This window comes from Micromonospora sp. AMSO31t (assembly GCF_008868175.1).
In the GTDB taxonomy this organism is placed as follows: domain Bacteria; phylum Actinomycetota; class Actinomycetes; order Mycobacteriales; family Micromonosporaceae; genus Micromonospora.
In genome coordinates this window covers 1-9,910 of sequence record NZ_WBKT01000203.1, presented here as the reverse complement: position 1 = coordinate 9,910, position 9,910 = coordinate 1, and the positions used below count along the sequence as shown (strand labels likewise).

The window sequence follows — 9,910 nt, the reverse complement described above, 5'->3', positions numbered from 1 at the left end:
GCTGCCGAGCCGCACCTCCCCGGCGCCCTCCGCGCGTACCCCGGAGGCGCCGCCGAAGACGAGCGGCCGGCCGCCGGACGCCGGCCCGACGAGCATCCCGGACCGGGCGTTCTTCACCCTGGCCGCCGCCAACGACACCGGCATCGGCGACGAGTTCATCCCGGGACCGGTGCTGCCGGCGCTCTGCGGCGCCAGGCCCGGTGAGGCGGGGACGGTCACGCGCCGCGCCCGCAGCCTGGCCTTCAAATTGACCGGCACCCCGAAGGGGTACGTCCCGGACGGCAGCTACCGGCACAGCATCACCGTCTACCGTGCCGGGCGGGCCGACGACGCGCTGGCCGCGCTGCGGACGGCCGTGCGGGACTGCCCCGAGCAGCCGGTCCCGGACACGTCGGGGGTGACGCAGCGCCAGCGACTGCTCCGCGACACCGGGTACGGCGACGAGTCGGTGCTGTTCGAGACCCGGACGCTGTCCCGGGACGTCAACGGCGACCCGACCGGCGGCGACGAGGTCCACCTGGTCCGCGCGGTCCGCTCCGGTGACGTGGTCACCGTGGTCTGGGAGCAGGGTTGGGAGGGAACCTCGACCGAGCGCGCCCAGTTCGACGCGGACAGCCGCCGGGCGGTCGAGGCGATCCGGAGGTGGCTGGCCTGACGGCCCGTTTTGCGCCTCGTGGGGCCCGTACGCTACGGTTAACGAGCCGACGCGGGGTGGAGCAGCTCGGTAGCTCGCTGGGCTCATAACCCAGAGGTCGCAGGTTCAAATCCTGTCCCCGCTACTCGTTCACGAAGGGCCCCGGAGTTCACTCCGGGGCCCTTCGTCATGCCGGGCGCGGCCCGGCGCGGCGGATCGGGTAACCCGGCTGATCTCCACGGCGGACATGAGATAGGCTGTACGAGCCGACGCGGGGTGGAGCAGCTCGGTAGCTCGCTGGGCTCATAACCCAGAGGTCGCAGGTTCAAATCCTGTCCCCGCTACTCGTTCACGAAAGGCCCCGGAGGGAACTCCGGGGCCTTTCGCTTTCTCCGGGCGACGTGATCCGGCCCGTCCGTCCTGCCGCGGTTGCACTTCTCGGCGAGGATGGGTGCATGTCTGGTTGGAACAGATGGTGGGGCCGCCTCAGCGCGGTCCTCGGTGCGGTCGTGCTCTCGGTGTTCGTGCCGGTCGCGGCCTGGGCCTCCACGGGTACGGGCGAGCTGGTGGTGGAGGCCGCCCGGCGGCGGTCCCGGGGCGGCTTCGGCTTCCTCGGGCTGCTCTGCTGCCTGGTGGTGGTCGTGGTGATCGTGCTGCTGGTGCTGCGCCTCATGCGTGGCCGGCGCGGCGGCCCGCCGCGCTGACGGAACCGGTCCGCCCGCCGCGCCTCTGGGCGCGGCGGGCGGCCTTCACTCGGCCAGGGCGGCGGTCGCCTGCGCCATGAACCGCGAGGTCGCCGTCCGGGCGCCCGAGCGCTTGGCGCGGATGCTCTCGGCCGCGTCGATGAGCAGGTTACGCACCTTGGCGTGCCCCTTGGGCGGTGGCGCGGGCGCCGGCCCGGCCAGCTCGTCCAGCTCGGCGCCGAGGGCCACCACCCGCTTCTCGGTGCGGTCGGTCACGCCGTCGACGACGTAGGTGCGGACCGGCGCGGCGGCGTTCAGGCCGCGCTCGATGCCGAGGATCCGGCCCGCGGCCACGTTGGTGGTGAGGAAGTTGATCACGTCGACCACCACGCCCGGGTGGCGGCTGCCCCGGTAGGCGGCCCAGTACATCGACGCCCGGGGCCACTGCGCGGCCGGCGGGCCCGGGAAGGCCGCCAGGCCCAGCTCGTCGTCGGTGAGCCGTTGCAGCTCCGGCAGCTGGTGCGACCAGGCGAACGACGCGGCCGCGTGCCCGGTGACCACGAGCTGGCGGGCCAGCTCGCCGCTGTCGGCCTGCTCGACCAGCGCGGCGCTGGGGGTGGCCCGGTCGTAACGGGCGACCTCCCAGAACTCGAACCAGTCGAGCAGCTCCCCGGAGCTGAAGCCGAGCTGCCGCCCCTGGTACAGCTCGCCGCCCTGGCCGCGCAGCCAGAGCCACAGCGCCCGGTAGTCGCCGGACGGGTCCATGGTGCCGGCCACCCGGTTGCCGGACGTGCGGGTGACGCGGGCGGCCCACCGCGCGTACTCCCGCCAGGACATGCCGGTGTGCGGCTCGGGCAGCCCCAGGCGGCGCAGCAGGTCGCGGTTGTAGACCAGCGCGGCGCTGGTCTGCGCGGCGGGCACCGCCACGGTCCGCTCGTCCACCCGGCCGTACCGGGCCAGGTGCTCGGGCAGGTCGCGCAGGTCGAGCCGGTGGTCGGCGACCCAGGCGCTGAGGTCGAGGACGATCTGCCGGCGGGCGTACTCGGTGAGCAGGGTGTCGTCGATCTGGAACAGGTCGGGCACGTTGCCCCCGGTGGCCTGGGTGGCCAGCCGGTCGTAGTAGCCGCTGAGCCCCTGCCAGGTCACCCGGAAGCTCACCCGCGGGTTCTGCTGCGAGTAGAGGCGCAGGGCCTTCTCGGTGGCCTCGGCCCGCCGGGTCCCGCCCCACCAGAACACCGACAGCTCGATCGGGCCGTCCTCGACCGGGGTTCCCTCCTCCTCCGGGCCGCAGCCGGCCAGCCCGCCGGCGAGCAGCGGCAGCCCGGTCAGCGCGCCGAGCAGCCGCCGCCGGCCGATGCCGGGACGGGGTACGGACTGCGGTGCGCGCACGGGTCTCTCCCGGGGTGCGGGCGGCTGCTGCGGACGGATCATTTACACAGTCCCCGGGCTCGGGTGTCAACGCGGGTGGGAACGGGACGGCCGGTGGCCGGGCCGGGCGTCGCCGTCACGCATGGTGTACTAGCGCCGTGGAACTTCTGCACTCGGGCAAGGTTCGGGACGTCTACGCCGACGGCGAAGACCTCATCCTGGTCGCCTCCGACCGCGTCTCCATCTACGACGTGGCGCTGCCGACCCCGATCCCGGACAAGGGCCGCCTGCTCACCGCGCTGTCGCTGTGGTGGTTCGAGCAGCTGGCCGACCTGGTGCCGAACCACGTCATCTCGGCCACCGACGTGCCCGCGGAGTTCGCCGGCCGGTCGATCCGCTGCCGGCGGCTGGACATGGTCCCCGTCGAGTGCGTCGCCCGGGGCTACCTCACCGGGGGCGGCTTCGCCGAGTACCGGCGCACGGGCGCGGTCTCCGGCGTCGAGCTGCCCCGCGGCCTGGTGGAGGCGTCGATCCTGCCCGAGCCGATCTTCACCCCGTCGACCAAGGCGCCCAAGGGCGAGCACGACGAGCCGATCACCTACGCCGAGGTGGTCGACAAGGTGGGCGCGGAGACCGCCGAGCGGCTGCGGCAGATCACCATCGACGTCTACCGGCGGGGTGCGGAGATCGCCGCCGACCGGGGCATCCTGATCGCCGATACCAAGATCGAGCTGGGGTGGGCGCCGGACGGCACCCTCGTCCTCGCCGACGAGCTGCTCACGTCCGACTCGTCCCGGTTCTGGCCGGCCGAGTCCTACCAGCCGGGCCGCGCCCAGTTCTCCTTCGACAAGCAGTACGTGCGCGACTGGGCCACCGCCGGCGGCTGGGACCGGCAGCCGCCGGCCCCCGAGGTGCCCGCGGAGGTGGTCGAGGCGACCCGGGCCCGCTACGTCGAGGTCTACGAGAAGCTCACCGGCAACCGCTGGGCCTGAGGCACGCGGGAGGGTCCACCGCCGCGCCCCGGTCCACCCGTACGATCGGCAGACGTGCGTGACATTGCCGTGTTCAGCGGGACCGCCCACCCGGACCTCGCCGCCGAGATCTGTGCCCACCTCGACGTTCCCCTGCACCCGGTGCGCGTGTCCCGGTTCGCCAACGACTGCCTGGAGGTGCAGTTGCAGGCGAACTGCCGGGAGCGCGACGTCTTCCTCATCCAGCCGCTGGTGCCACCGGTGCAGGAGCACCTGGTCGAGCTGCTGCTCATGATCGACGCGGCCCGCGGCGCGTCCGCCGGCCGGATCACCGTGGTGCTGCCGCACTACGCGTACGCGCGGTCGGACAAGAAGGACGCCCCGCGCATCTCCATCGGCGGCCGCCTGGTCGCCGACCTGCTCACCTCGGCCGGCGCGCACCGGGTGCTCGCCATGACCCTGCACTCGCCGCAGGTGCACGGCTTCTTCAGCGTGCCGGTGGACCACCTGCACGCGCTGCGCGAGCTGGCCGCCCACTTCAGGGGCCGCGACCTGAGCAACACCGTGGTGGTCTCGCCGGACCTGGGCAACGCCAAGGAGGCGGCGGCGTTCGCCCGGATGCTCGGCACCCCGGTGGCGGCCGGGGCGAAGCAGCGGTACAGCGACGACCGGGTGCAGATCAGCACGATCATCGGTGACGTGGCGGACCGGGACGTGATCGTGCTGGACGACGAGATCGCCAAGGGCAGCACGGTGGTCGAGCTGATGAGCCACCTGCGCGAGCGGCAAGTGCGCTCGATCCGGCTGGCCTGCACCCACGGCCTCTTCTCCAGCGGCGCGCTCAAGCGGCTGAGCGAGCAGGACGGGGTGCTGGAGGTCGTCTGCACCAACACGGTGCCGATCCCGGAGGAGAAGCGGGTGCCGAAGCTGGAGGTCCTGTCGGTGGCGCCGGCCCTGGCCGAGGCGATGCGGCGGATCCACAACGGCGAGTCGGTGAGCGCCCTCTTCGGCTGAGCCCGCGCGCGGCCCGCCCGGTCAGTCGTCGGTCGGGCGGGTGACGGGCTGGGCGGCCAGCGCCGCGGTGATCCGGACGATGGTGCCGGCCTCGCCGGTCTCCACCGCCATGGTGTCGCTCAGCTCCCGGGCCAGCCAGAGCCCCCAGCCGCCGGCCGTGTCCGGGGCCGGCCGGGCGCGCTCGCTGAGCCGCCGCACGCTGATCCCCTGGCCGTGGTCGGCGACCTCGCAGACCAGCTCGGCGGGGCGGCGCCACAGCCGCAGCCGGCCCTGGCCGCCGCCGTGCCGGACCGCGTTGGTGATCAGCTCGTTGACCGCCAGCACGAAGTCGTCCAGCCGTTGCCCGGTCAACCCCGCCGCGTGCGAGCACGAGGTGACCGAGTGCCGTAGCGCGGTCACCTGGGCCTGGTCGAAGGCCTCGGCGATGAGGAGGGAAGGTTCGATGGGCACAACCGTACGCGGTGCGGGGGGTTCTGCGTTTGTCATGGCCCTGTCCCGGCGCTGGCGTGCGGTCATTTTCGCGGCATTTCCACCGTACGTCAGGGTTTCTCGCGCCGCACCTCACGGCCCGCCCGTGCACGTCTGTGGCAGGGTGTCCGGCATGCCGTCGTCCCCGGGTGGCCTGGAGGTTCCGCTCTGGCGGTCCATCGCGGTGTTCCGCTTCGCCTCGCTGGCGTACGTGAGTGTGCTGGTGCTCCGCGACGCCGACCGCTACGCCCACCCGGTCGCCGCCGGCGGCGTACTCCTGGGGATGCTGGCCTGGTCCGGGGCGACCACGGCCGGCTACGCGCGCCCGGCCGGACGGCGCTGGCCGCTGCTGCTGGCCGACCTCGGCGTGGTGCTGGCGATCATGCTGGCCACGCCGTGGGTGGTCGGCCGCGCGGCGCTCGCGGCCGGCGTGCCCACCCTGACCGTCGTCTGGCTGGCCGGGCCGGTGCTGGCCTGGGCGGTCTCCGGCGGCCGGCGGCGCGGCGCGGTGGCCGCGCTGGTGCTCGGCGGGGCCGACCTGGCCACCCGGGAGCGGATCAGTCAGTCCTCGCTCACCGGGGTGATCCTCATGCTGCTGGCCGGCGTGGTGGTGGGGCACGTGGCCCGGCTCGCCGTGGAGGCCGAGGCGCGGCTGCAGCGGGCGGTGGAACTGGAGGCGGCCACCCGGGAGCGGGAGCGGCTGGCCCGGGACATCCACGACTCGGTGCTCCAGGTGCTGGCGCTGGTCCGGCGGCGCGGGGCGGACCTGGACGGCGAGGCCGCCGAGCTGGCCCGGCTGGCCGGCGAGCAGGAGGCCGCGCTGCGCACGCTGATCGGCCGGGCGGGCGCCGCGCCGGACGGCCCCGGCGACGCCCGGGACCTGCGCGACCTGCTCGACCGGTACGCCTCGACGACCGTCCAGGTGGCCGCGCCGGCCACCCCCGTGCCGCTGCCCGCACGGGTCGCCGGGGAGCTGGCCGCCGCCGTCGGGGCGACGCTGGACAACGTGGCCCGGCACGCCGGCGGGCGGGCCTGGGTGCTGATCGAGGACGAGGGGGAGACGGTGACCGTCTCGGTACGCGACGAGGGGCCGGGCATCCCGGACGGGCGGCTGGCCGAGGCCGCCGCGCAGGGCCGGCTCGGGGTGGCGCAGTCGATCCGCGGCCGGGTGGCCGACCTCGGCGGCGAGGTGCGGATCGTCTCCGCCCCGGGCGCCGGCACCGAGATCGAGCTGACCGTGCCGAGGGGTGACCGGTGAGCATCCGGGTGATGGTGGTCGACGACCACCCGATGTGGCGGGAGGGCGTGGCCCGCGACCTCACCGAGGCCGGTCATCTGGTGGTGGCGACCAGCGGGGAGGGGCGGCAGGCGGTCCGGGTGGCCGCGGCGGCCCGCCCCGACGTGGTCGTGCTCGACCTGCAACTGCCGGACGTCTCCGGCGTCGAGGTGGTCCAGGGCCTGCGGGCCGTGCTGCCCGAGGTGCGGGTGCTCATGCTGTCGGCCAGCGGCGAGCCGCAGAGCGTGCTGGACGCGGTGAAGGCCGGCGCCACCGGCTACCTGCTGAAGTCGGCCGCGCCGGCCGAGTTCCTCGACGCGGTGCGCCGCACGGCGGCCGGCGAGCCGGTCTTCACCCCGGGCCTGGCCGGGCTGGTGCTGGGGGAGTACCGGCGGCTGGCCGCCGCGCCGGCCGCCCCGCACGACGAGGCACCCCGGCTCACCGAGCGGGAGACCGAGGTGCTGCGTCTCGTGGCGAAGGGGCTGTCGTACAAGCAGATCGCCGAGCGGCTCGGCCTGTCCCACCGGACGGTGCAGAACCACGTGCAGAACACGCTCGGCAAGCTCCAGTTGCACAACCGGGTCGAGCTGACCCGGTACGCGATCGAGCGGGGCCTCGACGACTGAGGCTCAGCTCGCCTCGGGCGGCCGGGTCTCGTGGATGGCCAGCTCCTCCGCGGTCGCCCCGCCACCGGCCGCTCCGGCGTCGTACGCGACGTTGTCGGTCTCCTGGTCGGTGTGCGCGCCCTCGTCCGGCTCGACCAGCCGGCCCACCTCGTGGTCGGCGACCGTGCCGAGCTGGCCGTGGTCGTAGACGGAGACCGGGGAGTTCGGGTCGGAGGTCGGGCCCGGGTCGATCACGTCGGCGTCGAGCTGGGCCTGCGCGGCGGCCTCCTCGCTGTCCGCCTCGGCGGCGATGTCCGGGTCGACCGTGCCGGCCAGCGGGTCGTCGGCGGGTCGCTCGTACTGCTCGCGCTGGAGCTTGTAGTCCAGCGACTCGCCGTCGAGCTGCTCCTCGGCGGTGGTGCCGAAGCGGTCCACGGCCACGGGGGTGCGGTCGCCGGGCAGCTGGGCCGGCTCCGGCCCGTCCGCCTCGCGCCCGGTCAGGACGTCGTCGTTGGCGGTCGAGTCGTCGTCGGCGGTGTCGGGCAGGCCCTCCGCCTCGGTGTCGGACACGGGGGTGGGGAACTCGTTGTCGCGCATGACGGGGAACTACCCACTGGGCACGCCCGACTAACCGCAGCCGACGGGGTGGATCGGGAGGAACGGGGCGAAAAGGGCGGTCAGTTCCGGTGCCCGGCTTCGTCGTCGGCGTGCAGCACGCACCAGACCACCTTGCCGTCCGGAAGCGGGGTGCTGCCCCAGCGCCGGGCCACCGTGTCGATGAGCAGCAGCCCCCGGCCGCCCGTGGAGGTGACCGGGGCCAGCCCGGCGTAGGCCGGCCGCCGCGCGGAATGGTCCCGGACCGCCACGTGCAGGGCGCTGTCCCGGGGCGCCACCCGGACCGTCATGGGCGTCCCGGCGTGCGCCACCACGTTGTTGACCATCTCGGTGACCGCGATGGAGGCCGGCTCGGCCAACTCCGGCACGCCCCACCGGGCGCAGCCCTCGGTGACCAGCGCCCGCGCCTCCCGGGCCGCCGCCACTACGGGGGACAGATCGGCGCCGAGCACCGCGGCCAGCGGCGCCTCGCGCAGCGCGGCCTGCGCCGCGTCGAGGGACCGGTGGACCGGCGCACCGCCGTTCGGCTGGCCGGCCGGGTCGCACACCAGCAGGCCGGCGGCGGGCCAGTCGACGGCGACGCGGTGCACGTCGTCGAGGAGGCCCCGGGCCGCCGGATCGGCGATCCGCACCCGCGACAGGTCGACGATCGTCGCGCCCGGCCGCTGCCAGAGCCGGGCGAGCAGCGCGCCCCGGACCGCGTCCAGCCCGGCCAGATCCAGCACGCCGGTCAGCCGGACCACCGCGGAGGACTCGTCGGTCTCCACCAGGCAGCGCACGTCCGTCGGCATGATCGTCCCATTGTGCATGGCGGCCCCCCGTCGCGCATCAGTCCGGTCGGCGGGACTCATCAGCGGTCCGTCCGGGAACGCCGGCTCATCGCCGCCATGGTGCCGACCGCGGTGCCGGCCGCCGCCAGCCCGAACGCCGCCGTCAGCCGGATCAGCTGCGCCCGCCGGCCCTGCCACCCGTCGGTCCGCTCGGCCGCCGCGTCGGCGCGGAACACGTTGCCGGTGGCGTCCAGGCGTACGCCCGGGCCGAACTGGGTGCGCGCCGCGTACCAGCCGAGCGCCCGCTCGGCCAGCGCCGGGGCGAGCCGCCACTGGAGCCCCATGAGCCGGGCCGCGCCCCCGGCGTACGCCTCGCGGCGCGGCCGGCGCAGCAGCCGGACGATCGTCTCGGCCACCAGGTCCGGCGGGTAGACCGGTGGGGGCGGGGTCAGCTCCCGCCCGGTGTGGTTGGCGGCGTGCCGGAAGAACGGCGTGTCGATGCTGGCCGGCAGCACGGTGCAGAGCGAGATGTGGCCCCGGCCGGTGACCCGCAGCTCCTGCCGGACCGTGTCGGCCAACCCGCGGATGGCGTGCTTCGTGGCGTTGTACGCCGACTGGTACGGCATGGCCACCTCGGCCAGCACCGAGGCGTTGTTGACCAGCACCCCGCCGCCGGCCGCGTCGAGCCAGGGCAGCGCCGCCCGGGTCCCGTGCACGGTGCCCAGCAGGTTCACCTCGACCACCCGGCGGAACTCGGTCACCGGGATCTCGTCGAAGAGCCCCACCGTGCCCACCGCCGCGTTGTTGACCCAGGCGTCGATCCGCCCGAACTCGGCCGCCGCCCGCGCCGCGAGCCGCTCCACGGCCTCCGGGTCGGTCACGTCGGTCGGCACCACCAGGGCCCGCCCGCCCAGCTCCCGGCAGTGGTCGGCGACCCGGCGCAGCGCCTCCTCGGTCCGGGCGGCCAGCACCACGTCGGCGCCCCGCCGGGCCAGCGCGTACGCGGTGGCCGCGCCGATCCCGCTGGAGGCGCCGGTGAGCACGACGGTGGCGTCGTCGAGGCTGCGGGTGAGAGGCATTCTCCGCCCGTACCCCCGGTCCGGCCGGGTCATGCCGCCGGAGTCGCCCGGATCACGGTTGCCGCACGCCCGCCCGGGGCAGAGTGTGACCAACCCGACCGGGCCACGCGCTGTCACATCCGTGCGACGGTGCGCCGGTCCGCTCCCGATCTGCCAGGTTTCGGCGCACCGGGGCCGGGTTAATGGGACCCTCTGACCGGAGGACCCACCGCTCGCGAGAACGCATGGAGGTGCACCATGCGCGTCGGCCTTGTGTGCGCGCACGCCGGCCCGTCCGTCGACGGTCCCACCGTCGGGACCCACCAGCACATCGCGCGGGTGGCGGCCGAACTCGCCGCACGGGGCCACGACGTCCGGGTGTACGAGCGCCGCGACGCGCGCGGCCAGGAGTCCGTGGACCTGGACGGCTACCACCTGGAGCGGGTCC

General features: G+C 74.9%; 11 protein-coding genes, 2 tRNA genes and 1 pseudogene. 9 read left to right on the top strand and 5 right to left on the bottom strand.

Features of this window, described 5'->3' with window-relative positions; translation table 11 throughout:
- The 4 genes from F8274_RS31455 to F8274_RS28040 form a co-directional block, all read left to right on the top strand.
- Window positions 1–655, top strand: a 655-nt coding sequence (locus F8274_RS31455) for a hypothetical protein (protein WP_192580023.1), incomplete at its 5' end; no start/stop codon positions are given.
- 50 nt (window positions 656–705) lie between these two features.
- A tRNA-Met gene (locus tag F8274_RS28050) sits at window positions 706–779 on the top strand.
- 125 nt (window positions 780–904) lie between these two features.
- Window positions 905–978 (top strand) — tRNA-Met (locus F8274_RS28045).
- 111 nt (window positions 979–1,089) lie between these two features.
- Entirely contained in the window at window positions 1,090–1,338 is a 249-nt protein-coding gene (locus F8274_RS28040; RefSeq protein ID WP_151465371.1) for a hypothetical protein, read from the top strand.
- 45 nt (window positions 1,339–1,383) lie between these two features.
- Here F8274_RS28040 and F8274_RS28035 read toward each other — a convergent pair whose 3' ends face one another.
- Window positions 1,384–2,706, bottom strand: a complete 1,323-nt coding sequence (locus F8274_RS28035; protein ID WP_151465370.1) for an ABC transporter substrate-binding protein — start codon at window positions 2,704–2,706, stop codon at window positions 1,384–1,386.
- A gap of 137 nt (window positions 2,707–2,843) precedes the next feature.
- Here F8274_RS28035 and F8274_RS28030 point away from each other — a divergent pair, with 137 nt between their 5' ends.
- A complete protein-coding gene (locus F8274_RS28030) occupies window positions 2,844–3,677 on the top strand; it encodes a phosphoribosylaminoimidazolesuccinocarboxamide synthase (RefSeq protein ID WP_151465369.1) in 834 nt (277 codons plus the stop codon).
- Between the two features lie 54 nt (window positions 3,678–3,731).
- Window positions 3,732–4,670 carry a ribose-phosphate pyrophosphokinase gene (locus F8274_RS28025; protein ID WP_151465368.1) on the top strand — a complete coding sequence of 313 codons (939 nt, stop codon included), beginning with the start codon at window positions 3,732–3,734 and terminating at the stop codon, window positions 4,668–4,670.
- Window positions 4,671–4,691: 21 nt separating this feature from the next.
- On the opposite strand, the gene F8274_RS28020 is transcribed toward F8274_RS28025, so the two are convergent.
- Entirely contained in the window at window positions 4,692–5,156 is a 465-nt protein-coding gene (locus tag F8274_RS28020) for an ATP-binding protein (RefSeq protein WP_151465367.1), read from the bottom strand.
- A gap of 115 nt (window positions 5,157–5,271) precedes the next feature.
- On the opposite strand from F8274_RS28020, the gene macS reads away from it, so the two are divergent.
- Both macS and F8274_RS28010 read left to right on the top strand, forming a co-directional pair.
- Window positions 5,272–6,396, top strand: a complete 1,125-nt coding sequence (macS, locus tag F8274_RS28015) for a MacS family sensor histidine kinase (protein WP_151465366.1) — start codon at window positions 5,272–5,274, stop codon at window positions 6,394–6,396.
- 11 nt (window positions 6,397–6,407) lie between these two features.
- On the top strand, window positions 6,408–7,040 hold the full coding sequence (locus tag F8274_RS28010; RefSeq protein WP_192580024.1) for a response regulator transcription factor: 633 nt from the start codon (window positions 6,408–6,410) through the stop codon (window positions 7,038–7,040).
- A gap of 3 nt (window positions 7,041–7,043) precedes the next feature.
- On the opposite strand, the gene F8274_RS28005 is transcribed toward F8274_RS28010, so the two are convergent.
- The 3 genes from F8274_RS28005 to F8274_RS27995 all read right to left on the bottom strand — a co-directional run bounded on the left by F8274_RS28005 (window position 7,044) and on the right by F8274_RS27995 (window position 9,483).
- The gene (locus F8274_RS28005; RefSeq protein WP_151465364.1) at window positions 7,044–7,616 is read right to left on the bottom strand and encodes a DUF5709 domain-containing protein; all 573 of its coding nucleotides are present in this window, start codon (window positions 7,614–7,616) and stop codon (window positions 7,044–7,046) included.
- Between the two features lie 80 nt (window positions 7,617–7,696).
- A complete protein-coding gene (locus F8274_RS28000; RefSeq protein ID WP_225854010.1) occupies window positions 7,697–8,425 on the bottom strand; it encodes an ATP-binding protein in 729 nt (242 codons plus the stop codon).
- A 59-nt stretch (window positions 8,426–8,484) separates the two neighbouring features.
- Window positions 8,485–9,483 carry an SDR family oxidoreductase gene (locus F8274_RS27995; RefSeq protein ID WP_151465362.1) on the bottom strand — a complete coding sequence of 333 codons (999 nt, stop codon included), beginning with the start codon at window positions 9,481–9,483 and terminating at the stop codon, window positions 8,485–8,487.
- A gap of 237 nt (window positions 9,484–9,720) precedes the next feature.
- Here F8274_RS27995 and F8274_RS27990 point away from each other — a divergent pair.
- Window positions 9,721–9,910: pseudogene (locus F8274_RS27990) on the top strand (glycosyltransferase family 1 protein); the annotation flags it as partial.